The sequence below is a fragment of the Pseudomonas sp. Con_6 genome (genome assembly GCF_059379395.1).
Map to the genome: position 1 here is coordinate 1,768,193 of NZ_CM182011.1, position 24,622 is coordinate 1,792,814.

General features: G+C 64.5%; 19 protein-coding genes. 10 read left to right on the forward strand and 9 right to left on the reverse strand.

What is annotated here, in order from left to right:
- The first annotated feature begins 255 nt into the window (after positions 1-255).
- The 8 genes from AC5QPF_RS08120 (at position 256) to AC5QPF_RS08155 (ending at position 10,918) form a co-directional block, all read left to right on the forward strand.
- Complete coding sequence (locus AC5QPF_RS08120) at positions 256-4,248, forward strand: molybdopterin-dependent oxidoreductase (RefSeq protein WP_494962741.1); 3,993 nt, start codon at positions 256-258, stop codon at positions 4,246-4,248.
- A gap of 271 nt (positions 4,249-4,519) precedes the next feature.
- A complete protein-coding gene (nirB, locus tag AC5QPF_RS08125; protein ID WP_494962742.1) occupies positions 4,520-7,078 on the forward strand; it encodes a nitrite reductase large subunit NirB in 2,559 nt (852 codons plus the stop codon).
- Positions 7,078-7,437, forward strand: a complete 360-nt coding sequence (gene nirD, locus AC5QPF_RS08130; RefSeq protein ID WP_494962743.1) for a nitrite reductase small subunit NirD — start codon at positions 7,078-7,080, stop codon at positions 7,435-7,437. The genes nirB and nirD overlap by 1 nt, the downstream gene beginning before the upstream one ends.
- A 96-nt stretch (positions 7,438-7,533) precedes the next feature.
- Entirely contained in the window at positions 7,534-8,466 is a 933-nt protein-coding gene (gene pcaQ, locus AC5QPF_RS08135) for a pca operon transcription factor PcaQ (protein WP_494962744.1), read from the forward strand.
- Positions 8,467-8,643: 177 nt separating this feature from the next.
- Entirely contained in the window at positions 8,644-9,414 is a 771-nt protein-coding gene (bamJ, locus tag AC5QPF_RS08140; RefSeq protein WP_494962745.1) for a BamJ family beta-barrel-assembly machinery protein, read from the forward strand.
- 253 nt (positions 9,415-9,667) lie between these two features.
- Positions 9,668-10,108, forward strand: a complete 441-nt coding sequence (locus AC5QPF_RS08145) for a DUF1232 domain-containing protein (protein WP_494962746.1) — start codon at positions 9,668-9,670, stop codon at positions 10,106-10,108.
- Positions 10,109-10,208: 100 nt separating this feature from the next.
- Positions 10,209-10,553, forward strand: coding sequence for a helix-turn-helix domain-containing protein (locus AC5QPF_RS08150; RefSeq protein ID WP_494962747.1), 345 nt, complete (start codon positions 10,209-10,211; stop codon positions 10,551-10,553).
- A complete protein-coding gene (locus AC5QPF_RS08155) occupies positions 10,550-10,918 on the forward strand; it encodes a hypothetical protein (RefSeq protein WP_494962748.1) in 369 nt (122 codons plus the stop codon). Before AC5QPF_RS08150 ends, AC5QPF_RS08155 begins: the two co-directional genes overlap by 4 nt.
- Before the next feature lie 43 nt (positions 10,919-10,961).
- Here the strand turns inward: AC5QPF_RS08155 and AC5QPF_RS08160 are convergent, their stop codons facing one another.
- Positions 10,962-12,719 (reverse strand): EAL domain-containing protein, encoded by a 1,758-nt coding sequence (locus AC5QPF_RS08160; protein ID WP_494962749.1) that lies wholly within the window; start codon positions 12,717-12,719, stop codon positions 10,962-10,964.
- A gap of 134 nt (positions 12,720-12,853) precedes the next feature.
- A complete protein-coding gene (locus tag AC5QPF_RS08165; RefSeq protein ID WP_494962750.1) occupies positions 12,854-14,935 on the reverse strand; it encodes a carboxy terminal-processing peptidase in 2,082 nt (693 codons plus the stop codon).
- A 140-nt stretch (positions 14,936-15,075) separates the two neighbouring features.
- On the opposite strand from AC5QPF_RS08165, the gene AC5QPF_RS08170 reads away from it, so the two are divergent.
- On the forward strand, positions 15,076-16,038 hold the full coding sequence (locus tag AC5QPF_RS08170; protein ID WP_494962751.1) for a zinc-binding dehydrogenase: 963 nt from the start codon (positions 15,076-15,078) through the stop codon (positions 16,036-16,038).
- 92 nt (positions 16,039-16,130) lie between these two features.
- On the opposite strand, the gene AC5QPF_RS08175 is transcribed toward AC5QPF_RS08170, so the two are convergent.
- The 6 genes from AC5QPF_RS08175 to AC5QPF_RS08200 all read right to left on the reverse strand — a co-directional run bounded on the left by AC5QPF_RS08175 (position 16,131) and on the right by AC5QPF_RS08200 (position 21,397).
- Positions 16,131-16,784 (reverse strand): HAD-IB family hydrolase, encoded by a 654-nt coding sequence (locus tag AC5QPF_RS08175; RefSeq protein WP_494962752.1) that lies wholly within the window; start codon positions 16,782-16,784, stop codon positions 16,131-16,133.
- A gap of 22 nt (positions 16,785-16,806) precedes the next feature.
- Positions 16,807-17,796 carry an ATP-binding cassette domain-containing protein gene (locus AC5QPF_RS08180; protein WP_494962753.1) on the reverse strand — a complete coding sequence of 330 codons (990 nt, stop codon included), beginning with the start codon at positions 17,794-17,796 and terminating at the stop codon, positions 16,807-16,809.
- A 1-nt stretch (position 17,797) separates the two neighbouring features.
- On the reverse strand, positions 17,798-18,595 hold the full coding sequence (locus tag AC5QPF_RS08185; protein WP_494962754.1) for an ABC transporter permease subunit: 798 nt from the start codon (positions 18,593-18,595) through the stop codon (positions 17,798-17,800).
- A complete protein-coding gene (locus tag AC5QPF_RS08190) occupies positions 18,582-19,424 on the reverse strand; it encodes an ABC transporter permease (RefSeq protein ID WP_330075314.1) in 843 nt (280 codons plus the stop codon). The genes AC5QPF_RS08185 and AC5QPF_RS08190 overlap by 14 nt, the downstream gene beginning before the upstream one ends.
- Positions 19,421-20,227, reverse strand: a complete 807-nt coding sequence (locus tag AC5QPF_RS08195; protein ID WP_494962755.1) for an alkaline phosphatase family protein — start codon at positions 20,225-20,227, stop codon at positions 19,421-19,423. Before AC5QPF_RS08195 ends, AC5QPF_RS08190 begins: the two co-directional genes overlap by 4 nt.
- A gap of 105 nt (positions 20,228-20,332) precedes the next feature.
- On the reverse strand, positions 20,333-21,397 hold the full coding sequence (locus AC5QPF_RS08200) for an ABC transporter substrate-binding protein (RefSeq protein WP_494962756.1): 1,065 nt from the start codon (positions 21,395-21,397) through the stop codon (positions 20,333-20,335).
- Between the two features lie 343 nt (positions 21,398-21,740).
- Between AC5QPF_RS08200 and AC5QPF_RS08205 the strand changes: the two genes are divergently transcribed.
- The gene (locus AC5QPF_RS08205; protein WP_494962757.1) at positions 21,741-22,454 is read left to right on the forward strand and encodes a UTRA domain-containing protein; all 714 of its coding nucleotides are present in this window, start codon (positions 21,741-21,743) and stop codon (positions 22,452-22,454) included.
- Here the strand turns inward: AC5QPF_RS08205 and AC5QPF_RS08210 are convergent.
- On the reverse strand, positions 22,451-24,595 hold the full coding sequence (locus tag AC5QPF_RS08210; RefSeq protein ID WP_494962758.1) for a mechanosensitive ion channel domain-containing protein: 2,145 nt from the start codon (positions 24,593-24,595) through the stop codon (positions 22,451-22,453). The two genes, AC5QPF_RS08205 and AC5QPF_RS08210, sit on opposite strands and share 4 nt — an antisense overlap.
- Between the last annotated feature and the right edge of the window lie 27 nt (positions 24,596-24,622).

The window sequence follows — 24,622 nt, forward strand, 5'->3', positions numbered from 1 at the left end:
TTTTATGCCTGCGATTTCTTCCCCGCGCTGCGTTGGTGCGTGACTCACCACGGCGGTGCATCGATCGCCTCCCTTGATCTCCTCCTGCTCCCTGAATCCGGGCTTGCGGCCGTTCTGGCGCGTCCCTTGCTTTGCCCTGCCCATCAGGCAATCAACGTCGATTGCCCCATTCACGACAAAGGCGCCGTGTCGCTCCCCTGTTCATTCAGGCCGGAGCGGCAGGCGCCTTTTTGTTTTTGCGAGGGAGTCAGGGTCATGGCCAGCACGACGGTGCGCAGTGTCTGTCCGTATTGCGGTGTCGGTTGCGGCATCGTCATGAGCGTGGTGGACGGCAAGGTCATCAAAATCAGTGGTGACAAGCAGCACCCGAGCAATTTCGGCCGGCTGTGCACCAAGGGCCTGAGTTGTCACCAGCCGCTGAGCGAGTCCGGACGCATGGGGCACGCCTGGCTGCGCGACCAGCGCCAGCGCGATCCGGTGCGTTTGGGCATGGATGTGGCCATCGAACAAACTGCCCGGCGTTTGTGCGACATCATCGACAAGCATGGCGCGGACGCCGTGGCGCTGTATGTGTCCGGGCAGATGTCGCTGGAAGCCCAGTACCTGGCCAACAAGCTGGTGAAGGGCTACATCCGCAGCCGCCATATCGAGTCCAACTCGCGCCTGTGCATGGCCAGCGCCGGCAGTGGCTACAAGCTGTCCCTGGGCGCCGACGGGCCGCCGGGCAGCTATCAGGATTTCGACCAGGCCGAGGTGTTCTTCGTTATCGGCGCGAACATGGCCGACTGTCACCCGATCCTTTTCCTGCGCCTGCTCGACCGTCTCAAGGCCGGCGCCCGGCTGATCGTGGTCGACCCGCGGCGCAGCGCCACGGCGGACAAGGCTGACCTGTTCCTGCAGATCCGTCCCGGCACCGACCTGGCGCTGATCAATGGCCTGCTGCACCTGCTTCACGAAAACGGCCATGCCGACAACGCCTTTATCGAGCGCCATACCGAAGGCTGGGACGAGATGCCGGCCTTTCTCGCCGACTACACCCCGGCGCGGGTGGCGGACATCACCGGGCTGGACGAAGCCGCCATTCGCCAGGCCGCCGCCTGGATCGGAGGGGCAAAGGACTGGATGAGCTGCTGGACCATGGGCCTGAACCAGAGCATCCATGGCACCTGGCACACCAATGCGCTGTGCAACCTGCACCTGGCCACCGGGGCGATCTGCCGGCCGGGCAGCGGACCCTTCTCGCTGACTGGTCAGCCCAATGCCATGGGCGGGCGGGAAATGGGCTACATGGGGCCCGGTCTGCCGGGGCAGCGCTCGGCGCTGGTGGCGGCGGACCGGGCCTTCGTCGAGAGGTTGTGGGACATCGCCCCCGACAGCCTGCGGGCCGAGGCGGGCGAGGGCACCATCGGCCTGTTCGAGCGGATGGCGGCTGGCGAGGTAAAGGCCTGCTGGATCATCTGCAGCAACCCGGTGGCCAGCGTCGCCAACCGCCAGCGGGTGATCGACGGGCTACGCGCGGCCGAACTGGTGATCAGCCAGGATGCCTTCCTCGACACGGAAACCAACCGCTATGCCGACATCCTCCTGCCCGCCGCGCTGTGGGCCGAGTCCGAAGGCGTGATGATCAATTCCGAACGCAACCTGACCCTGACCGCCAAGGCGGTGGAGGCGCCCGGCGAGAGCCTGCCCGACTGGCAGATCATTGCCCGTGTCGCCTGTGCCATGGGGTATGCGCAAGGTTTCAGCTACAGCAATGCCGAGGAAGTCTTCGACGAAATCCGCCAGGCCTGGAACCCGGTCACTGGTTACGACTTGCGCGGCCTGAACTACGCAGATCTACGCGTCGGCCCACGGCAATGGCCCTGTGAGCCGGGGCGTGAGGATATCCGCAGCCCGCTTCGCTATCTCAATGACGGCTTGAGCCAGACGCACAGGGCAGATGTCGGGGATATCGTCTTTCCCACCCCCAGCGGCAAGGCACGTTTCTTCGCCCGTCCCTGGCTGCCGCCGGCAGAACTTCCGGACGAAGCCTACCCCTTGGTTCTCAACACCGGCCGCGTCCAGCACCAGTGGCACACCCTGACCAAGACCGGCAAGGTCGCCAGTCTCAACAAGCTCGAACCCGGTCCCTTCCTGGAAATCCACCCGGATGACGCCGCCGCTCTCGGCATTGCCGAGAAGGACCAGGTCGAGGTGCGTTCGCGGCGCGGGCAGGCCGTGCTGCCGGCGCGGATCACCACGCGGATGATGCCCGGCAACTGCTTTGCGCCGTTCCACTGGAACGACCTGTATGGCGAGCACCTGGCGATCAACGCGGTGACCTGCGATGCGGTCGATCCGCTGTCGCTGCAACCTGCCTTCAAGCACTGCGCCGTGGCCCTGACCCGGGTCGGCGGCGAACGCCTCGATGTCCTGCAACTCGATCCCGCCATTCCCGAGGAGTCCCGCTCGATGCCCATCGATACCCTGCGCCAGGTTCTTGGCCTGGGTGCTACGCCTGCACTGGCCCTGGCCGAAGGCGAGCACCATTACCTGCAGGGGTTCCTGCTCGGTCTGGGCGCGGCCCACCGTGACGGTGTGCCCACCTTGCCGGCCAGCGCTCCGCTGGCCCCCTCGCGGCGACTGTTCATCGACGGTGTGCTCGCGGGCCTGTATTCCCGCAGTACGAGCGGGCCCTTGGCGGTGCCCGTCGAGGCGCCGGCCGCGCCGCTGCACTGGGTGCTCTGGGCCTCGCAGACCGGTAACAGCGAGGCCCTGGCCGAACGCTGCGCCGCGCATTTGCGCGAAGCCGGGCTGGCGGTGCAACTGGACTGCATGGAAGCTGCTCAACCTGCGCGGATTGGCGAGGCGGCAAGCCTGCTGCTGATCACCAGTACCTTCGGCGATGGTGACGCACCGGATTGCGGCGCGACGTTCTGGCAGGCATTGCAAGGCGAGCCCGGCGACTGGGCGAAGCGGCCCTACGCGGTGCTGGCGCTGGGAGATTCCAGCTACGATCAGTTCTGCGGCTTCGGTCGCAAGCTCGACCAGCGCCTTGCCGAACTGGGTGGCCAACGTCTGCTGGAACGGGTCGAGTGCGAGCCGGATTTCGACGAACCCTTCGCCGGCTGGTTGCAGGCGTTGACGGCGAAGCTGGCGCAAGGATCGGTGCCGGTGGCCGAAATCGAGAAAGCTGCGTTCAGCCGGCAGGCGCCATTGCCCGCGCGACTGCTGGAAAACCGCCTGCTCAACGGGCCCGGGGCGAGCAAGGAAACCCGGCAGATCGTCTTCGACCTGGGTGACAGTGAGCTGTCCTACGAAGCCGGCGATGCCTTGGGCGTATGGCCGCGCAACTGTCCGGCGCTGGTAGAGGAAATCCTCGAGTGCAGCGGGTTGGACGCCGATGCCGAGGTCTCGCTCAAGGGCCTGGCGCCGATGACGCTACGCGAGGCGCTGGGTGGATACCTGGAGATCAGCCGGGTCACGCCGCAGTGGCAGGAACGCTTTGCCGCCGCGCATCCGGCGTTTCCCAGGGACAAGGACGCCCTGTGGGGACGGCAACTGGCGGACCTGCTCTGCGAATTCCCGCTGTCGTTGTCGTTGGCGGATTGGCTGGAGCTGCTCAAGCCCCTGCAGCCGCGGCTGTACTCCATCAGTTCCAGCCCGCGCCAGCATCCGCGCCAGGTACACCTGACGCTATCGACGGTGCGCTATGGCCAGCGCAAAGGGGTGTGCTCGACCTTCCTCGCTGATCGTGCTGGCGAGTTGCAGGTGGCGATCTTTCCCCAGCCGTCGGCGCATTTCCACGTGCCGGAAGACGATAGCCGGCCGGTGATCATGGTGGGACCGGGGACGGGGATCGCGCCGTTCCGTGGCTTCCTCCAGGAGCGCGAGGCGCGGGGGGCGAGCGGGCGCAACTGGCTGTTCTTCGGCGAGCAGCGGGAGGCCTGTGATTTCTACTACCGCGAGGAGTTGCTGGCGTGGTGCGAGAGCGGTTTGCTGACCCGGCTGGATACGGCGTTTTCGCGGGACCAGGAGGAAAAGGTCTATGTGCAGCAGCGCATGCGTGAGCATAGGGCAGAGTTGTGGCGCTGGTTGCAGGACGGGGCTTGCTTCTATGTCTGCGGCGATGCGGGGCGGATGGCGAAGGATGTCGATATGGCGCTTAAGGACGTGGTGGCGGAACAGGGCGGGATGAGTGCTGCGGAGGCGGCCGAGTATGTCGCGCAGATGGGGCGGGACAGGCGGTATCTGCGGGATGTGTATTGAGCTTGCGGATGAGGTCCCTGCATCAACGTGCTGCAAACCTGTGACTTCTGCACCAGCTTGGTTCAATTAAAACCACTGAAAATCTCTGGGGCCCTTGATCCCAGGCTAATCCCGCACCTGGCACACAACCTGCTTTTAACTCCGCACAACGTCCAGGTGGTCAACGTCGATCACCCCAACGGACCATAACGATACAGAACCAGGCAAAGGCGCCTGGAGCTTCGGCTCCAGGCGCCTTTTTTTGTGCTTTTCATACCGTGAGGATCCAGGCATGAACGCCATCGCGTCCATCGAACAACGAGAAAGGCTGGTCATCGTCGGCAACGGCATGGTCGGTCACCACTGCGTCGAGCAACTGATCGAGCGCGGCGCCCTGGCCCGTTTCGAGGTGCGGGTGTTCGGTGAGGAACGCCAGCGCGCCTATGACCGCGTGCACCTGTCCGAGTATTTCAGTGGCAGCGATGCCGAGGCGCTCGCGCTGGGCGACGCCGACCTGTATGCCACGCCGGGGGTGACCCTGCATCTGGGCGAAGCGGTGCTGGAACTCGATCGCGAGCGTCGCGAAGTGGTCACTGCCAAGGGTCGCTATGCCTACGACCGGCTGATCCTCGCCACCGGTTCCTATCCCTTCGTGCCGCCGATCCAGGGTTCCGAAGGCGCGGCCCGGCTGGTCTATCGTACCCTCGACGACCTCGATGGAATCCGCGCCGCCGCAGCCAGTGCCCGGCGCGGCGTGGTGGTCGGCGGTGGCCTGCTCGGCCTGGAGGCGGCCAACGCCCTGAAGTCCCTCGGCCTGGAAGCCCATGTGGTGGAGTTCGCCCCGCGCTTGATGCCGGTGCAACTGGACGGCGAGGGCGGTGCCGCGCTTCGGGCGCGGATCGAGGCGCTGGGTGTCGGCGTGCATGTGGCGCGGGCGACCCAGGCCATCGTCGCCGGTGACGATTATCGCTACCGGATGAATTTCGATGGCGGCGAGTTCCTTGAAACCGACCTGATCGTGTTCTCCGCCGGCATTCGCCCGCAGGACTCCCTGGCCCGCGCCTGTGACCTGGAGGTGGCGCCTCGTGGCGGGATTGTGATCGATGGTGACTGCCGCAGCAGTGATCCGTATATCTACGCCATCGGCGAATGCGCGTCGTGGAACGGCAGCGTGTTCGGCCTGGTCGCCCCCGGCTACGCCATGGCGCGCAACCTTGCTGCGGCGCTGGCGGGGCAGGTGGCCACGGCGTTCACCGGTGCCGACATGTCGACCAAGCTCAAGCTGCTCGGCGTCGATGTCGGTTCCATCGGCGATGCTCACGGCGCCACCCCGGGCGCCCGCAGTTATCGCTTCATCGACGAGGGCGGCAGCAGTTACCGGCGGCTGGTGCTCGACGCCAGCGGCAAGCGGGTGATCGGCGCGGTGCTGGTGGGCGACAACAGCTACTACGACACCCTGCTGCAATACGTGCAGAACGGCATTGCCGTGCCAGCCGACCCGGCCGCGTTGATCCTGCCGCAGACCGGCGGTGCTCCGGCCCTGGGCGCGGATGCCCTGCCGGACAGCGCGACCATCTGCTCCTGTCACAACGTCAGCAAGGGCGCGGTGTGCGCCGCCATCGACGGTGGTTGTGGCGACCTGGCGGCGTTGAAGAGCTGCACCAAGGCAGCCACCGGCTGTGGCGGCTGCGCAGCACTGCTCAAGCAGGTCTTCGAGCATGAATTGAGCGCCCGCGGGGTCAGCGTCGACAAGAGTCTGTGCGAGCACTTCGCCTATACCCGCCAGGAGCTCTACGCGCTGGTGCGGGTCGAAGGCATTCGGGATTTCGCCGAGTTGCTCGCCAGGCATGGCAAGGGGCATATCGGCTGCGCTATCTGCAAGCCTACCGTCGGCTCGATCCTTGCCTCGTGCTGGAACCAGCCGATCATGGACCCTTCGCTGGTGCCGCTGCAGGACACCAACGACACCTTCATGGCCAACATGCAGAAGAACGGCACCTACTCGGTGGTGCCGCGGATTCCCGGCGGCGAGATCACCCCGGACAAGCTTATCGTGATCGGCCAGGTGGCGAAGAAATACGACCTTTACACCAAGATCACCGGTGGCCAGCGCATTGACCTGTTTGGCGCGCAACTGCACGAGTTGCCGCTGATCTGGGAAGAGCTGATCGCCGCCGGCTTCGAGACCGGGCATGCCTACGGCAAGTCGACGCGCACGGTGAAGTCCTGCGTTGGCAGTACCTGGTGCCGCTATGGCGTGCAGGACAGCGTGAAGATGGCCCTGCTCCTGGAGGACCGCTACAAGGGCCTGCGTTCGCCGCACAAGCTCAAGTTCGCTGTGTCTGGCTGTACCCGCGAGTGCGCCGAGGCGCAGAGCAAGGACATCGGCGTGATCGCTACCGAGAAGGGCTGGAACCTGTATGTCTGCGGCAACGGCGGCATGCGTCCGCGTCACGCCGAGCTGTTCGCCACCGACCTGGATGACGAAACCCTGGTGCGCCTGATCGACCGCGTGCTGATGTTCTACATCCGCACCGCCGACAAGCTGCAGCGCACCTCGGTGTGGCGCGAGGGCCTGGAGGGCGGGCTCGACTACCTCAAGCAGGTGGTCATCGACGACAGCCTGGGCCTCGCTGCCGAGCTGGAAGCGCAGATGCAGCACGTGGTCGACCGCTACGAATGCGAATGGGCCAATGCCCTGAAGGATCCGGAAAAGCTCAAGCGCTTCCGCACCTTCGTCAACGATCGGCGTGGCGACCCCGGCGTGCACTTCGTCCGCGAACGCGGGCAGCGCCGGCCGATCGCGGCGGCGGAACTTCATTTGATCCCGACGACCGAGGAGGTGCTCTGATGAGCCTGTCGAATGCTGCTGTGAAATCGCCGTGCGTCTGGACGCCGGTGTGTGCCGAAACCGACCTGGTGGCGAGCTCCGGGGTGGTGGTCTGGCATGACGGGGCGCAGGTGGCGCTGTTCCATGTGCCGGGGGCGCAGACCGAGTTATACGCCGTCGACAACCATGACCCGCGCTCGGGGGCCAACGTGATCGGGCGGGGGTTGATTGGCAGCGTGCAGGGTGAACTGGTGGTGGCGGCGCCTTTGTACAAGCAGCATTTCCGGTTGCGAGATGGGCAGTGCCTTGAGGATGAGGGTCAGGTGTTGCGGGTGTGGCCGGTGCGGGTGAACGAAGGCCGAATCGAACTCGGCAACTAGGAGGCATCTGCAAGCCTCAAGCTACAAGCTGCAAGAAAGAACAGTCGGCGGCGCCGAGACTTCCTCTTGCAGCTTATAGCTTGTAGCTTGTTCCTCATGAATCTCGACACCCGCATCAAGTTCCGCCACCTGCTGTGCTTTCTCGAAATTGCCCGCCAGGGCAGTTTCGCCAAGGCCGCCGACGCCGTGGCCATCTCCCAGCCAGCGATTTCCAAGACCCTCAAGGAACTGGAAGACCTGCTCCAGACCCGCCTGTTCGAACGCGGCAAGCAGGGCGTCGAACTGACCCCGGCAGGTGTGCGCTTCATGCGCTACGCCGGCCCCTGCGTGCAGGCCCTGCGCGAAGGGGTGAGCACCTTGCGCGGCGAGGAGCACGCACCGCCACAGGTGCGCGTCGGCGTGCTGTCGACCGTGGAAAGCCTGCTGATGCCGGAAGTCATCCGCCGCTTGCACCAGCGTCATGCGGCGCTGGTGGTCAGCGTCGCCACCGGCCCCAGCGCCCACCTGCTGGCGCAACTGCATGTCGGCGAACTGGACCTGGTGATCGGGCGCATGACCGACAGTCCGCAGATCCAGGGCCTGCTGTTCGAGCACCTGTACAGCGAGTCGATGTCGCTGGTGGTGCGCCCGGGCCATCCGTTGCTCGCCAGTCAGCCCCTGGAGCGCGCTCGCCTCGGCGACTACCCGCTGGTCCTGCCGCTGGCCGGCACCACCATCCGCAAGCATGCCGACAGCCTGTTCGTGCAATGCGCCATCGAGCAGCCGCGGCAACGCCTGGAAACCCTTTCGCCGGCCCTCAGCCGTCGCTATGTGCAGGGCAGCGACGCGGTCTGGGTGGCGCCCCGGGATGCGGTGCGGGTCGACCTCGACCGCGGCGAACTTCACGAACTGGACCTGGGCGTCAGCGAGCCCGGTGGCTCGGTGGGCATCTGCAGCAACGCGGCGTTGCCGTCGCCGCTTCCGGCACAGTGGCTATGCGAAGTGTTGCGCGAAGTTGCAGCGCAATACCGGGATGGCGACTACCCTTGAACGCGGTTGCGCCGCCCCTGCTGGCACTGTGCCGGAGCCGCATATGAAGAACTCTTCATATCGCTGAACTTATGGGACTTTTCTCGTTCCTATTGCCGGTAGCCATTGGTCGTGGCCGCCTGATATTCTCGCGGCTTTACCCAGAATGCCCCATTGGCGCATGAACAAGGAAATAGCATGAAACAGCATCGGTTGGCGGCTGCGGTTGCCCTGGTTAGCCTGGTACTGGCGGGTTGCGATTCGCAGACCAGCGTCGAGCTGAAGACCCCGGCACAGAAAGCCTCCTACGGCATCGGCCTGAACATGGGCAAGAGCCTGGCTCAGGAAGGCATGGACGATCTCGATTCCAAGGCTGTGGCCCAGGGTATCGAAGACGCCATCGGCAAGAAGGAACAGCGCCTGAAGGACGAAGAGCTGATCGAAGCCTTCGCCGCGCTGCAGAAACGCGCCGAGGAGCGCCTGACCAAGCTGAGCGAAGAGTCCGCAACGGCTGGCAAGAAGTTCCTCGAAGAAAACGGCAAGAAGCCTGGTGTCGTCACCACCGCTTCCGGCCTGCAGTACGAAGTGGTGAAGAAGGCCGATGGCGCCCAGCCGAAGCCGACCGACGTGGTCACCGTTCACTACGAAGGCAAGCTGATCGACGGCAAGGTGTTCGACAGCTCCGTCGAGCGCGGCGCGCCGATCGACCTGCCGGTCAGTGGCGTGATCCCTGGCTGGGTCGAAGGCTTGCAACTGATGCACGTCGGCGAGAAGGTCAAGCTGTTCATCCCGTCCGACCTGGCCTACGGTGCGCAGAGCCCGAGCCCGATGATCCCGGCCAACTCGGTCCTGGTCTTCGACCTGGAACTGATCGGCATCAAGGACATGTCCAAGCTGGAAGCGCCTGAGGCCGATGCTGCGCCTGAAGCGGCTGCCCCGGCAGCGGAAGAAAAGGCACCTGCCAAGTAATCAGGCCGTCGCTGTTGTCCAACGCCCCGTAGCCACGGGGCGTTGTCGTTTCTGCGGCAGGCTGCGCCGCGGCGTGACAGGCGTCACAAAAGCTTCTGCAAAACGATTACGCAATGAAACAAGTGTGTAAAAAACGCCCGATTCGACCCCGGCCCTTGCCTGCCGGGAGCCTCGGGCCGGAAACGAAGCTCTGTTCACAAGGTTATCCACAATTAATGTGGATAACCTTCCCGGCACCACCGATGGAGGACTCATGAAAGCACCGTGGAATTTCGCCCGCTTCCTGCCTCTCGCCGAGCGCCTGCTCAGCCGTGGCCGCTTGCCGGCGCTGCTGTTCGCCGTAGCCCGCAAGGGCCCGCGCCTGGGCCAACTGAAAGAGGACGTGCGCGTACTGCAAGCCCTGTGCGTGGCCTGGTGGCGTGGCGAGTACCGGGACATCAGTCCGAAGGCGCTGGTGACGATCGTCGCCGGCCTGCTGTATTTCGTCAGCCCTCTGGACGCGATTCCGGACTGGCTGCTGGGCGTCGGCCTGCTTGACGACATCGCCGTGCTCGGCTGGGTGCTGAAGACCGTCAGCGACGAACTGGAGGCCTTCCGGGCCTGGCGCCAGCGCCAGTCGCCGGAAAAACTGCAGGTGGTCGAGCGTCTGCCGGACACGCCTGAGGCACTGCGCCTGGAGCAAAATCGCAGCTGACAAGCGCAGCGTGCTGCAATTCCCCCGTTGGCTGGTAATATTATTGGCATAACGATTATGCCTACAGATTACATGCGAGAAGTCCGACAAGGGGGTTGTAATGGCTATTCAGGTTATCAGCCGAGATGGTCAACCCGAGTACGCGGTTGTTCCCTGGGATCAATATCAGGCGTTACTCAAGGCGGCAGGCCAGCCGGAGGCGGTTGCCGCCAGCGTTGAAGCCAGCACCGAAACGTCCACCACCGCGGCCAGCGCGCCAGCCTTGAGCGAGCTGGCCGTGTTGCGTGAGGCCAAGGGCATCGCCGCCGAGCAGTTGGCGCGCAAGGTCGGGATCAGCCCGGTGTACCTGGCGATGATCGAAAGCGGCGAGCGCCTGCCCGACTCGGCGATTCGCCGCAGCCTCGCGTGGGAGCTGGGATTACCGGGCTGGAGCGATCCGTCATGAGCGCCGTGCGGATCAGCCGGCAGCACTGGGAAGGGTTGCTTGGTGAGCTGGATGTCGCCCGCCGGCAACGCCATCTGCTCACCTACCGCGCGTTACTGGAGCGCCTGCAACTGCCGAGCCCGGCGATGCAGACCTTGACCGCCGCCCTGGAGTACCTCGCAGTGCTGGATGCGCGGGCCGAGCAGCCGTTGCGCAGTTCATTGGTGATCAGCCAGGGGGCGAGCCGGTTACCGCGGACCGGGTTCTTCGAATGCGTGGAGCGGCTGGGGCGGTTTTCCGGGCCGTCGGATGGCATGGCGGCGGCATCGTGGCATGCCTCCGAGGTGGTGCGGGTGTTCGAGTATTCCTACCCCGAAGAAGATTGAGACTTCTCGGGCCTCATCGCTGGCAAGCCAGCGATGAGGCCCTTCAGGCTGCCGCCGTATCGATCAGGTACACACTGGCCCCCGCCACCTCCTTGGCATGGTGCTTGGCCTGTGACGCCAGGTCCGCCAACTGATCCGCATCGAGTTGCGTGCACGCCTCCGGGCGCAACTGCACCACCCCGATCGACAACGACAGCAGTGGAAACTCCTGGCGCTGTCCCAGCCGGTTGTGAGCGATGAAGCATCCCGCCTCCAGGTGCTCGGACCGGTAGAAACGTCTGCACTGCTTGGCGAACGCGTCAAGCAGTACGTTCAGGCGCTGCTCCCAGTCCTGGGAGCCCAGCACCAGCATGAAATCGTCCCCACCGATATGCCCGACGAAATCCCGGCTCGGATCGACCCGTTCGTTCAGGCATTGCGCCAGGCACAACAGCACCTCGTCGCCACGGGCATAACCGTAGATATCGTTGAAGGGCTTGAAGCTGTCGATGTCCACGTAGCAGATCACCGCCTTGCGCTGCTGTTGCAGCAGGCGCGTCAGGCACTGCTGGATCGGCACGTTGCCCGGCAGCAGGGTCAGCGGGTTGGCGTAGCGGGCCTGCTGGATCTTCTGTTCGGTAATCAGCTTGAGCACGTCGATCACCCGGCCCAGGCCGATATAGCGGCCCTGGTGGGTGATGATGAAATCTTCCTCGATACGCTGCCGCGCTCGACTGGTAAGCAGGCGGCTGACGGTCTGCAGCGACTGGGTCAGCTCCACGGCGAGAAAGTCGTCGCTCATCAGCCGGCTTATCGGCTTGCGCGCGAACAGGTCGGTGGCGAAGGGCTTGAGCAGGGCATCGGACAGTGAATGGCGGTGGACGATGCCGCAGGGCCGTTCCTGCTCATCCAGCACCGCCAGCGAGTTGAGATTGGCCTGGCGGCGGAAGGCCTCCAGCACCAGTGGCGTGGCGGTGTTGCCGGTGACTGCCGGTTGTTCGATCAACAGCGCGCCCAGATCGGAAACCTCTTCGGCGAGCACCGGCAGCGTGCTTGGCACCGGGCCCGGGAGTAATTGGCTGGCATCTCGCGGCGGATGTTCCTGTGGGCGGCAGATCAGGTAACCCTGCACCAGGTCCACGCCCATTTCGGTGAGCACCACGAGCTCCTCAGCCAGTTCGATGCCTTCGGCGATCACCTGGGCCCGGGAGGCCTTGGCGATCTGCAGGATGGAGCCGACGAACTCGCGCTTGACCGGGTCGAGGTGGATACCGTCGATGAAGTGACGGTCGATCTTCACGTAGTCCGGACGCAGCTCCGACCACAGGCGCAGGCTCGAGTAGCCGGCACCGAGGTCGTCGAGGGCAATGGAGAAGCCCATGTCGCGGTAATGGTGCAGCGCGTTATAGAGCAACTGGAAATCGTCGGTCGGGGTCTGCTCAGTCAGCTCGATGACCACCTGGCTGGCAGGGATGCCCAGGTTGTGCAGCAACTTGATCGTTTGCCCGGACTGGTACTGCGGCTCCAGCAGCGACTCGGGCGAGACGTTGAGAAACAGCTTGCCGTCGAGGGTCTGCTGGCTGAAGCGCCGGCAGGCACTTTCCCGGCAGGCGATTTCCAGCTCGGTCAGGCGACCGGCGTGGCGGGCTACGGCGAACAGGTTGATCGGCGAATGCAACGGGCTGTTGGACGGACCGCGGCTCAGAGCCTCATAGCCGAGAATGCGCCGCTCGGAAAGGCAGACGATAGGCTGGAACAGGCTGTGCAAGCCGCCTTGAGTCAGGATGGAACTCAATGCGCTGAGCTGTTCAGTCATGGTCATATCGTTACTACCTTGAAAAAAAAGGGACTGAGCGAGGTACGCTCAGTCCCTTATTTCACGACAGTTTGATGACTGTTTAATGACTCAATGCCATCGGGCGATGGTATTTCGCCATTAACGATTCAGCGTTGCTTTCAGTGCTTGGCCACCGCCGAATTGAGGCTCAGGTAGTCAAGCAGGATGCGCCCGGTCTCGCTCAGGTAGGCGTCGTCCTCCGGCTTGCTGTCATCCTGCTCGGCCGGGATTGCGTCCTCGTCTTCCTTCTTCAGTTCCTTCAGCGGCTCCTCGCCCTTGGCTTTGCGGCGGATGTTCTCCAGAGCCAGTTGCTTGCCTTCGATATCGGTGTGCTGGGCGCGGCGTTCTTCCTCGTTGAGGCTGACGGTCTTCTCGTTCATCAGCTTCTGGGTCAGGGCCAGGCGGTCACGGATGTAGACAAACTCGGCATCCTTGGCGCTGCGCTGGTCATGACGTTCCTTGAGCTGAGCGAGGAACGGTTTGAACGGATCGCTGGCCGGCTTGATCGCAGCGCGGATGGTGTCCCATGGCATCGCTTCGGGCAGAGCGCTTTCGCCGATTTCCTTGGTGTCGATGATCGACGGGTAGTCGATGTCCGGCAGTACGCCCTGGTGCTGGGTGCTCTGACCGGAAACCCGGTAGAACTTGGCCAGGGTCAGTTTCAGCTCGCCATGGTTGAGCGGCTGGATGGTCTGCACGGTGCCTTTGCCGAAGGTCTGGCCACCGATGATCAGGGCGCGGTGGTAGTCCTGCATGGCGCCGGCGAAGATCTCCGAGGCCGAGGCGGACAGGCGGTTGACCAGCAGCGCCAGCGGGCCTTTATAGAAGGCGCCGGTGTTCTCGTCTTCAAGCACGTCGACACGGCCGTCGCTGTTGCGCACCAGCACGGTCGGGCCCTTGTCGATGAACAGGCTGGTCAGCTCGGTGGCTTCCTGCAGGGAGCCGCCGCCGTTGTTACGCAGGTCGATGACCACGCCGTCGACTTTTTCCTTCTGCAACTCGGTGAGCAGCTTCTTCACGTCGCGGGTGGTGCTCTTGTAGTCCGGATCACCGGCGCGGTAGGCCTTGAAGTCGAGGTAGAAGGCCGGGATCTCGATGATGCCGAGCTTGTAGTCGCGGCCATCCTGCTTGAGGTTCAGCACGGATTTTTTCGCCGCCTGTTCTTCAAGTTTCACGGCTTCGCGGGTAATCGAGACGATCTTGCTGGTCTGGTCGTTCGGCGCGTTGCTCGCCGGAATCACTTCCAGGCGTACCACCGAGCCTTTCGGACCGCGGATCAGCTTGACCACTTCGTCCAGGCGCCAGCCGATCACGTCGACCATTTCCTTGTCGCCCTGGGCGACGCCGACGATCTTGTCGGCGGGAGCGACCTGCTTGGTCTTGGCTGCCGGGCCTGCCGGCACCAGGCGGACGATCTTGACCTGGTCGTTGTCGCTCTGCAGCACAGCGCCGATGCCTTCCAGCGACAGGCTCATGTTGATGTCGAAGTTTTCCGCGTTGTCCGGCGACAGGTAGTTGGTGTGCGGGTCGTAGGACTGGGCGAAGGTATTGATGTAGGCCTGGAAGATGTCTTCCGAGCGGGTCTGGTCCAGGCGCGCCAACTGGTTCTTGTAGCGCTTGGTCAGCAGCTCCTGGATGGCCTTGGGTTCCTTGCCGGCGATCTTCAGACGCAGGACTTCGTCCTTCAGGCGTTTGCGCCACAGGTCGTCGAGGTCGGCCTCGGTCTTGATCCAGGGGGCGTCCTTGCGGTCCACCAGCAGGGTTTCATGGGTGGTGAAGTCGATCTTGTCGACGCCCTTGTCCAGCTCGGCCAGGGTGAAGTCGAGACGGGACTTGACCCGGTCCAGGTAGCGCTTGTAGATGTCGAAGCCCGGCTGCAGGTTGCCGCTCTTGAGGAAGTCGTCGAACTGGGTCTTCCACTTGTCGAACTCGGCGATGTCGCTGGCCAGGAAGTAGCTGCGCGCCGGATCCAGCAGCTTGATGTAGCTGTCGTAGATGATCACCGAGCGGGCGTCGTTCAGCGGCGGCTTGCTGTAGTGGTGGCGCTTGAGCAGCTCGACCACGTTGAGGCTGGCGACCACCTGATCGCGGTCCGGTTGCAGCGAATCCCATTTGTTGGCGGCCAGTGCATTGCCTGCCAGGGGCAGGCTGCCAAGGCCGATCAACAGGGCCAGAGCGGTAGCGGGGAAAAATTGCTTCATGCCGATTCGACGCAGGGACAATTGATAACGCATAGTGGGCCGTCTTTGATTGGCCGGTTCCAGAAGAGCCGGTCGCAAAATGCAAAAAGCCTGACGCTACAAGCGCCAGGCTCGGTCTTGACATCAACTATGGAGGCACTGTGAAGGCATTGCAAGGCGTTGACGGACATGTGGAGTGGGTTGAGGCGACAAGTCCAACCTGCGATGTAGGTCAAGTACGAATTCGTGTAGCCGCTGCCGGCCTCAACCGTGCCGACCTGTTGCAGCGTGCCGGGCTGTATCCGCCGCCGCCGGGGGCCAGCCAATACCTGGGACTGGAGTGTTCCGGGGTGATCACCGAGGTGGGCGCGGGTTCTTCCTGGCAGGTGGGCGACCGGGTCTGCGCGCTGCTCGCCGGCGGCGGCATGGCCGAGGAAGTGGTGGTCGATGCCCGCCATGTGCTGCCGGTGCCGGAAGGCCTGAGCCTGCACGAGGCAGCGGCGGTGCCGGAGGTGTATGCCACGGCCTGGCTCAACCTGTTCCAGCTGGGCGGCCTCAAGCCAGGCGAGAAGGTTTTGCTGCATGCCGGGGCCAGTGGCGTTGGTTCGGCGGCGATCCAGCTGTGCAAGGCGTTTGGCAGTCCGTGCTGGGTCAGTGTCGGCTCGGCCGATCGACTGGCCTACTGCGAAGCGTTGGGTGCCAATGGCGGCGTGCTGCGTGGCGAGGACCTGGAGGCGCTGAACGACTTTGCGCCGTTCGACGTGGTACTCGATCCGGTGGGGGCCAGCTACACCGAGCTGAACCTGAAGTTGCTGGGACGGGATGGACGCTGGGTGATCATCGGCTTGATGGGCGGGCGCAAGGCGGAGCTGGACCTGGCCCTGGTGCTGGGCAAGCGCATCCAGGTGACGGGCTCGACGTTGCGTAACCGGGATGACCAGTTCAAGGCGGATCTGTTGAGTGATCTGCACCAGCAGGTCTGGCCGTTGTTTGCAGAAGGCAGGTTGAAGCCGCAGTTAGTGGGCAGCTATCCGGTGGCGGATGCGCAGTCGGCGTTCGAGGAACTGGCGGGGAACCAGGTTTCCGGGAAGCTGGTGTTGGTTATTGATCCAACCCTTGTGTGATGTTTGAGGGCCTCATCGCTGGCAAGCCAGCTCCCACAGGCGGACCTTGTGGGAGCTGGCTTGCCAGCGATGAGGCCCTCAAGGACGAAGCATCAGGTCCAGGCCAGGACCGGCCAGCCATTCTTCTGCGCATGCTCGCGCAACACCGGATCCGGGTTCACCACATGCGGGTGATCCACCTTCAGCAGCAACGGCAAGTCATTGCGCGAGTCGGAATAGAAACTCGCTCCTTCCAGGTTCTCTTCTTCCTGATCCAGCCACTCCAGCAAGCGGGTGATCTTGCCCTCGCGGTAGGTCAGCACGCCTTCGGTACGCCCGGTGTAAACCCCGTTCGCCACTTCCAGGTCGATCGCCAGGAATTCATCGATCCCCAGCCGCGCCGCGATCGGCCCCACCAGGTGATTGCCCGAGGCGGAGATCACCAGGATGCGGTCGCCTTGCCGACGGTGTTCGGCAATCACCCGGCAGGCATCGCTGAAGATGATCGGCTCGATGACATCCTCGACCCACGGCTCCACCAGATGCTCGACTTCCTCCGGCGAGCGCCCTGCCAGCGGTTCCAGGCTGAAGGCCATGTAGTCCTCCATGGCCAGGTGACCCTTGCCGTAGGCCTCCATCAGATCATGGTCGCGGCGCAGGAAGGATTCGCCGTCGACCCAGCCCAGGCGGGCCATCTGCTCGCTCCACAGCGAGGCGCAGTCGCCGTGGATCAGGGTTTCGTCGAGATCGAAGATCGCTAAAGCCATTCAAGAAAACTCCCGTTCACCCCTACGCGACTTCGCGCAGGGCAGTTGGATCGATCGACAAGGATACCCGTTGTCCGTCCGGATAGAGATCGGCAGAAGAGCGGTTGAGCACGTCCACCAGCAATTCCACGCCGCGGGCCTCGACCCGGTAGCGAATGATGTTGCCGAGCAGGCTGTGGCTGCGCACCTGGCCGTCCAGCGTGCCGGAAAGGCTCAGGGCGATGGCTTCCGGGCGGATCGCCAGGCGGCTGTGTACCGGGCGCTCCAGCAGACGGCTGGCACTCTCGGCATCGAGCAGGTTGTAGTTGCCGATGAAGCCGGCGGCGAAGGCATCCACTGGTGCGGTGTAGAGGGTCTCGGCGTCACCGCTCTGGACGATCTTGCCCTGGTTCATCAGGAAGATGCGGTCGGACATGGTCAGTGCTTCTTCCTGGTCATGGGTGACGAACACCGTGGTCAGCCCCAGCTCGCGCTGGATGCCGCGGATCTGCTCGCGCAGGTGCTTGCGGATACGTGCGTCGAGGGCCGACAGCGGCTCGTCGAGCAGCAGCAGGCGCGGGCGGGTCACCAGCGAGCGGGCCAGGGCCACGCGCTGGCACTGGCCGCCGGACAACTGGTGCGGGTAGCGGCTGGCGAAGTCATGCAGTTCGACCATGCGCAGGGCCTCGTCGACCCGGGTGTGGCTGTCCTGGCCAGTGACCTTCTGCATGCGCAGGCCAAAGGCGACGTTCTGCGCCACGGTCATGTTGGGGAACAGCGCGTAGCTCTGGAACACCATGCCGATCCCGCGTTTCTGCGGGCTCTGCGGCACCAGGTCGTGGCCGTCGAGGAGGATCTGGCCGCTGTCCACCGGGGTCAGCCCGGCGATGCAGCGCAGCAGGGTCGATTTGCCACAGCCGGACGGGCCGAGCAGGGTGATGAACTCGCCGCGGGCGATGGTGAAGTTGATGTCCTTGAACACCGGGCTGCCGGCGTAGGTCTTTTCCAGGTTCTGGATGCTGACGAAGCTCATTTCAGGTCTTGTCCTTGTTCAGGCGGTTGGCTGCCCAGGTCAGCACCAGCACGAAGAGGAAGTAGGAAATCACCAGGGCGCTGTTGAAGTGCCCGCTGCTGTTGCGCATGTTGTTCAGGTACACCTGCAGGGTCTCGTAGCGGGTGCCCACCAGCAGGTTGGCGAAGACGAACTCGCCGAAGAGGAAGGAGAACGACAGCAGCAGGGCCACCATCAGGCCCTTGCGCAGGTTCGGCAGGACGACCAGGAATGCCGCCTGCCAGGTGCTGGCGCCGAGCAGTTGGGCGGCGTCCATCAGGTCGCGCAGGTTGATCGCCTGGAGGTTGTTGGTGATCGCCCGGTACATGAACGGCAAGGCCACGGTGAAGTAGCAACCGATGAGGATCCATGGCGTGCCGACCATGGCCATCGGCCCGGAGCCATAGAGTTGCAGCAGGCCCACCGAAGACACCACCGGCGGCACCGCGAAGGGCAGCAGGATAAGGATGTTCATCAGTCCGTCGAGCTTGGGGAAGTGGTAGTGCACGACGAACAGCAGCGGCAGGATCAGCACCACCGACAGCAGCAGGGCGCCGACGCAGACCAGCAGCGACTGGGCGAAGGCGGTGAGGAAGCGCGGGTCGCTCCACAGCGCCAGGTACCACTTGAAGGTCAGCCCGCTGGGCAGCAGGCTCGCCGACCAACTGGTGGCCAGGGAATAGAGCAGGGTGCCGGCCAGCGGCAGGAGCAGGATCAGGAACAGCACCCACACCACCAGGCGGTGGTACAGGGCGCTGCGGCCAGGTTCAGCGCGCGACATGGTAGCTCCTCTTCAGCAGCCATTGGTGGACCAGGGTCACCAGGGTCATCAGGCCGACGAGGATGATCGCCAGGGCGCTGGCCAGGTTCGGGTCCAGGGAAATGTCACCGGCCACCAGGGCGGCGATGCGGATCGGCAGCACGTTGAAGTTGCCGGTGGTCAGGGCGTAGACCGTGGCGTAGGCGCCGAGAGCGTTGGCCAGGAGGATGACGAAGGTACCCAGCAGCGCCGGGGTCAGCACCGGCAGGCCGATATGGCGCCAGTATTGCCAGGCATTGGCGCCGAGCAGCGCGGCGGACTCGCGCCAGTCTTCGCGCAGGGCGTCGAAGGCCGGGTAGAGCAGGAGCACGCCGAGGGGAATCTGGAAATAGGTGTAGAGGATGATCAACCCGGTCTTGGAATACAGGTTGAAGTCCTCGATCAGCCCGGCCTGCTTCAGGGCCATGGTCAGGGCGCCGTTGAAGCCCAGCAGGATGATGAAGGCGAACGCCAGCGGCACCCCGGAGAAGTTGCTGGTCATGTTGGCGAAGGCGTTGACGAAGTCACGCAGGCGCGAGTCGACCCGTTGCAGCGAATAGCTACCGAGCACCGCGATGAGGATGCCGAACAGGCTCGACCAGAAGCTGATCTCCAGGCTGTGCTGGATCGCCTGGCGGTAGAACTTCGAGGCGAAGATCTTGCTGAAATTGTCCAGGCCCCAGCCGCTCTCGGCCTGCAGGCTGTGGATCGCCACCCAGGCCAGCGGGGCGATCTGGAAGATGATGAAGAATACGGCGAAGGGCAGCAGGCACAGCAGGGCCAGCCATTTGCCACGGGAAAACGGGTTCACGAGAGCAGCTCCCGGCAGACGGGTTTGTCATGGGCCACGCCGAGCAACTGGCAGATAGTGCCGCACAGGTCGGTTTGCAGGGGCTTGGCGTTGGGGTCGAGGCTGAAGCCGTCGCCGAAGACGAACAACGGTACGTCGCGTTCTTCAGGCAACAGGCCGTTGTGCGAGCGGTCGTTGTTCATGCCGTGGTCGGCGGTGACCAGCACCTGGTAGCCGTCGGCGAGCCAGGTAGCCAGGTAGTCGGCGAGGAGGATGTCGGCGCTGCGCGCGGTGTTGCGGTACTGGCTGCTGTCCAGGCCGTGGCGGTGCCCGGCGTCGTCGATGTTCATCGGGTGCACCAGCATGAAGCCTGGGCGGTATTTGCGTCGCAGGTACTCGGCATCGGCGAACAGGTGCGAGTCCGGGTAGTGGTCGGCGTAGTAGAACAGACCGTGCTGGATCGGCAGTTTCGGCGCGTGGGTATGGCGGTCGCGCACCGGGTCGAACGGCGTGCGGTTGTACAGTTCGCTGACCCAGTGGTAGGCCGCCGCAGCGGTGCCGATTCCGCCCTCGCGGGCATAGTGGAAGATGCTGCGCTGGTTGGACAGGCGCGACACCTGGTTGTGCACGATGCCGCTGTCGATCGGCGGCACGCCGGTAAGAATGCATTCGTACAGCGGGCGGGACAGGGCCGGCAGTTCGCATTCGAGGCGATACAGGGCGGCGCGGTCGGCCTCGACCCAGGCGTGCAGGTGGCCCATGGCGTGGTGGGCGACCTGGTGGTTGAGGCCGTCGAGCAGGACCAGGATGACTTTGTGGTTCATGAAGGGCTCCGGGGACCGTGTGTGCAGCATCGCTGGCAAGCCAGCTCCCACAGGGATCGCGTGCACCGCCGAACCTGTGGGAGCTGGCTTGCCGGCGATTGGGCCTCACTCCATCTCGATGATGACCTGCTCCTGCCACTTCTGCGGCAGTGCCTTGGAGGTCGCTTCCCACGCCGCCGCATCCTTGATCGGCTGGGCTGCGCGGTACTGCTCGTTCGGCAGCAGCTTGGCCTGTACCTCGGCCGGCAGCTTCAGGTGTTCGGCGCGGATCGGGCGGGCGTGACCGATGGCCAGGTTGGTCTGGCCAGCATCGCTGAAGATGTACTCACGAGTCAGCTTGGCCGCGTTCGGGTGCTTGGCGTACTTGTTGATGATGGTGGTGTAGCCGGAGATCACCGAGCCATCCGACGGGATCAGTACTTCGAAGCGTTTCGGATCGATCTGCTCGCGGTAGCTCAGGCCGTTGAAGTCCCAGACCACGCCGACTTCCACTTCACCTTTCTCCAGGGTCTGGATGGTCGGGTTGGCCAGCGACAGGCGCTTCTGCTGGGCCAGCTTGGTGAACAACTGAAGGCCCGGCTCGATGTTCTTCTCGTCGCCCTTGTAGGCGATGGCTGCGGCCAGTACGCCGTTGGCGGCCTGGGCAGCGGTACCGACGTCACCGATGGCGACCTTGTACTTGCCCTTTTCCAGGTCATGCCAGGTTTTCGGAATGTCTTCTTCTTTCACCAGTTGCTTGTTGACGATGAAGGCGATGGTGCCGGTATAGGCCAGCGCCCAGTGACCGTCCTTGTCCTTGGCCCAGTCCGGGACCTGGTCCCAGGTGCTCGGCTTGTACGGCTGGGTCACGCCCTTGCTCACCGCGATCGGGCCGAAGGCGGCGCCGACGTCGCCGATATCGGCGCTGGCGTTGTCCTTCTCGGCGTCGAACTTGGCCACTTCCTGGGCCGAGCTCATGTCGGTGTCCATGTGCTTGAGGCCGTATTTGCTGGCCAGGTCGGCCCAGGTCCCCTTCCAGTTGGCCCAGGCGTCAGGCATGCCGACGCTGTTCACGGTGCCTTCCTTGCGGGCGGCGTCTTCCAGGGCTTTGAGGTCGGCATCGGCGGCGAACGCCGAGTGTGACAGGGCAATGCTCGCGCCTAACAGAGAGGCCAGGAAAAGCTGTTTCATCCGAAGCTCCTTAATGGGTGCCTTGCACAACATGAGAGGTGGGGCGTGTTGTTTTCGGTTGGTCTAGGTCAGCAATACCTGAGCCAAGGTAGGCGTCTTGCGTGACAGTTTGATGTCGATGAACGGCGTCCCGGCTCGCCAACTGACCCTGGAAATACAGCGTAGTCCACCCTGAACAGCCCGGAGGACGGGGCTTTCGCCGTTACAAAAGGTGACCGTTCGGCGCCCGTGTCATCTGGCGTTCATCTGCGTTGCCTAAGCTCAAGGGGTTTTTCCGGCACGGCATTTGCGCACCATTGCGGTACCGATGCGAAGCTGGACTAGTCCAGAAAGGAAACCTTTGATGCACGCACTGGCGCCCCGCGCAGTTACATCGATCTGCCATGCCCTGCAGGAGCAGATCGAGCACGGCCTGCTTCCGCCGGGAGGCAAGCTGCCGGCTGAGCGCAAGCTCAGCGAAGTGTTCGACACCACCCGCATCACCCTGCGCGAAGCACTGGTGCAACTGGAGGCCCAAGGCCTGATCTACCGCGAGGAACGTCGTGGCTGGTTCGTCGCGCCGGAGCGCCTGACCTATGACCTGATCCAGCGTAGCCACTTCCACGCCATGGTGCGTGACCAGGGCCGCACGCCGTCCACCGAACTGCTTTCTGCGCGGCTGCAGCCGGCGGCTGCGGCGATCTGCGCGCGGCTGCAACTGCCGGCGCTGTCCAGTGTGATCCAGATCTGTCGCCTGCGGCGCATCGACGCGCGCGCGGTGCTGTACGCCGAGCACTACCTGAATCCGGAGTACTTTCCCGGCATCCTCGACCACGACCTCGGCCAGTCGCTGACCGAGATCTATGACCGCCATTACCGGATCCAGTACGGAAGAGTGCGTTTCGAGATTCTGCCGACCGCCTTGCCGGTGGCGGCGGCGTCGGCGCTGAAGGTGTCGCCGGGCAGCGCGGGCCTGCACATCACCCGGGTCAACAGCGACCAGGATGGGCGCCTGATCGACTGCGACCTGGAGTACTGGCGGCACGATGCGATCCGCATCCGTGCCGATGCCGGTTAACCCTTCTCGCTGCCGCCCCCGGCAGTGATCACCTGCACTGAAAGGCGAGGGGTGGCGAGGTCCAGGCCGGCCTCGTCGAGCTGGCGCTTGAGTGCCAGATTGAAGGCCCGCGACACTTCCCACTGCTTGATCGGTGCGGTCTTGAAGCGTGCGCGCAGCACCGCCGAGCCGGACTCGAAGCTTTCCACGCCCTGGAACTCCAGCGGCGACCAGATATTGCGTCGCTGCAACGGGTCGCTGCGCATCTTTTGCCCGACATCGCGGACCAGGGCGATGGCCTGGTCGATGTTCATGGTATAGGGAATGGCTATGCGGAAGATCGCGTAGCCGAACTCGCGGGAGTAGTTCTTGATGCTCTTGATCTCGCTGAACGGGATGGTGTGCACGATGCCGTCGATGTCGCGCAGGCGCACGGTGCGGATGGTCAGGCCCTCGACGGTGCCCAGGTGGCCGCCGACATCGACGTAGTCGTCGATGGCCAGGGAGTCCTCGATGATGATGAACAGCCCGGTGATCAGGTCGGCCACCAGGGACTGTGCGCCGAAGCCGATGGCCAGGCCGATGACGCCGGCACCGGCGAGCAGCGGGGTGACGTTCATGCCCATGTTGGCCAGGGCGACGATCAGGCCGATGATGAAGATGGCCACGAACAGCACATTGCGGATCAGCGGCATCATGGTCTGCGCGCGGGCGTTGGCCAGGCCCTTGCGCGAGCGGGTCAGGGCGTGATGCACGGCGGTGTCGGCGAGGATCCACACCAGCCAGGCGGCGATCAGGGTGCCGGCGAGCCCGGCCAGGCGCATCGCCACTTCATGGCCTTCGCCCTCGGCGAAGCCGACCAGCGAGAAGCCCCAGACCCGCAGGCCCAGCTCGATGAACGCCAGCCACACTGACAGGTGCACCAGGGTGTAGGCGAAGCTGCGCAGGCGTTCGGCGTAGACTGCCTGGCGCCGATTGGCGCGGCGCGGCTTGAGCGCGTGGCGGCGCACCAGGCCGTTGATCACCATGCACAGGATCACCAGCACGGTGCACATCAGCGACTGGCGCAGCGCGGTGCTGGTATCGCCGGCGGAGACGAAGGTGGCGAACAGGGAGATGGCCACCAGCACCAGGGCCGGCAGGTACCAGAAGGTGCCGAGGACTTCGATGGTGTCGCTCAGGGCGCGGCGCTTGAGGCGGTGGGCCAGCGGCTGGTTGCGGATCAGGTGGGCGATGGGGCGGCGGAAGCGCAGGATGAACAGCGCCGTGGACAGCGCCGCCAGCACGTTGGCCAGGGTCGCCAGGGCGTGGGCCAGGTGGGTACCGAGGGCGAGGTACAGGCGTGGGTCGTTCATCGCCTCGCCGAAGGCGGCGAAGCTGCCGATCAGCCACAGCGGACGGAAGGCCTGGTGCCGCAGGATATGCAAGGCGCGATGGCGGTGCGGGCCGTCGAGCAGGGAAAAGGCGATCACGCAGATGGCCGAGAACAGCGTGCCGACCACCAGTGCATAGGCCAGGACCATGGCCATCGACTTGCCCAGCGACGAGGGCAGGGCGAAGCTCAGGTACACGGTGATCACCAGCGCCACCAGCCAGGGCCCGAGCTTGCGCAGGGCGAAGCGCACCAGGTCCCAGGTGCGCGGGTGCTGGGGCAGTTCCTCGGTCAGGCCGAACTTCACCCGCAGGCGATGGCTGGCCCAGTTCAGGGCGTAGGCCAGCAAGCTCCACAGGGCGATGATGGCGATGAAGCCGAAGAGCAGGCCCGGTAGCTGCTGGACCGGTACCTTGAGTGCGGCCAGCTCGATCTGCGCCAGCTCCATCTCGTCGGACCAGCGCTTGAACGGGCTGGCCTCGCCGCTGAACTGCTTTTCCAGCTCGGCGAGGGTGCCGCCGATCAGGCCCAGTACGCCCTGTTCCGGCGTCGGCTGGGCCTGGCGGGTGCTGTCGCGGAGTTTCTTCAGGTCGTTGAGCAGGCGCGTGCGCTGCTGGTCGTTTTCCAGGGTGGTGATGACTTCGTCGAGTGACTTGCCCAGCGGTTCGCTGGCTTGCGCCTGGGCCGGGGCGCTGCCGCCGAGCAGGCTGGGCAGACCGGCGGCCTGGGCCTGGGCGGCGAGGCCGGAAAGAAGCAGCAGAAAGGCGAGAACACGCAGGAAAGCAGGCACCGGACGATCAACCTCGAACACATGATC

Bases quoted from the DNA above. Each gene is read 5' to 3' on its own strand.
- AC5QPF_RS08120 (WP_494962741.1), top strand. From the start codon at position 256: ATGGCCAGCACGACGGTGCGCAGTGTCTGTCCGTATTGCGGTGTCGGT.
- nirB (WP_494962742.1), top strand. From the start codon at position 4,520: ATGAACGCCATCGCGTCCATCGAACAACGAGAAAGGCTGGTCATCGTC.
- nirD (WP_494962743.1), top strand. From the start codon at position 7,078: ATGAGCCTGTCGAATGCTGCTGTGAAATCGCCGTGCGTCTGGACGCCG.
- pcaQ (WP_494962744.1), top strand. From the start codon at position 7,534: ATGAATCTCGACACCCGCATCAAGTTCCGCCACCTGCTGTGCTTTCTC.
- bamJ (WP_494962745.1), top strand. From the start codon at position 8,644: ATGAAACAGCATCGGTTGGCGGCTGCGGTTGCCCTGGTTAGCCTGGTA.
- AC5QPF_RS08145 (WP_494962746.1), top strand. From the start codon at position 9,668: ATGAAAGCACCGTGGAATTTCGCCCGCTTCCTGCCTCTCGCCGAGCGC.
- AC5QPF_RS08150 (WP_494962747.1), top strand. From the start codon at position 10,209: ATGGCTATTCAGGTTATCAGCCGAGATGGTCAACCCGAGTACGCGGTT.
- AC5QPF_RS08155 (WP_494962748.1), top strand. From the start codon at position 10,550: ATGAGCGCCGTGCGGATCAGCCGGCAGCACTGGGAAGGGTTGCTTGGT.
- AC5QPF_RS08160 (WP_494962749.1), bottom strand. From the start codon at position 12,719: ATGACCATGACTGAACAGCTCAGCGCATTGAGTTCCATCCTGACTCAA.
- AC5QPF_RS08165 (WP_494962750.1), bottom strand. From the start codon at position 14,935: ATGAAGCAATTTTTCCCCGCTACCGCTCTGGCCCTGTTGATCGGCCTT.
- AC5QPF_RS08175 (WP_494962752.1), bottom strand. From the start codon at position 16,784: ATGGCTTTAGCGATCTTCGATCTCGACGAAACCCTGATCCACGGCGAC.
- AC5QPF_RS08180 (WP_494962753.1), bottom strand. From the start codon at position 17,796: ATGAGCTTCGTCAGCATCCAGAACCTGGAAAAGACCTACGCCGGCAGC.
- AC5QPF_RS08185 (WP_494962754.1), bottom strand. From the start codon at position 18,595: ATGTCGCGCGCTGAACCTGGCCGCAGCGCCCTGTACCACCGCCTGGTG.
- AC5QPF_RS08195 (WP_494962755.1), bottom strand. From the start codon at position 20,227: ATGAACCACAAAGTCATCCTGGTCCTGCTCGACGGCCTCAACCACCAG.
- AC5QPF_RS08200 (WP_494962756.1), bottom strand. From the start codon at position 21,397: ATGAAACAGCTTTTCCTGGCCTCTCTGTTAGGCGCGAGCATTGCCCTG.
- AC5QPF_RS08205 (WP_494962757.1), top strand. From the start codon at position 21,741: ATGCACGCACTGGCGCCCCGCGCAGTTACATCGATCTGCCATGCCCTG.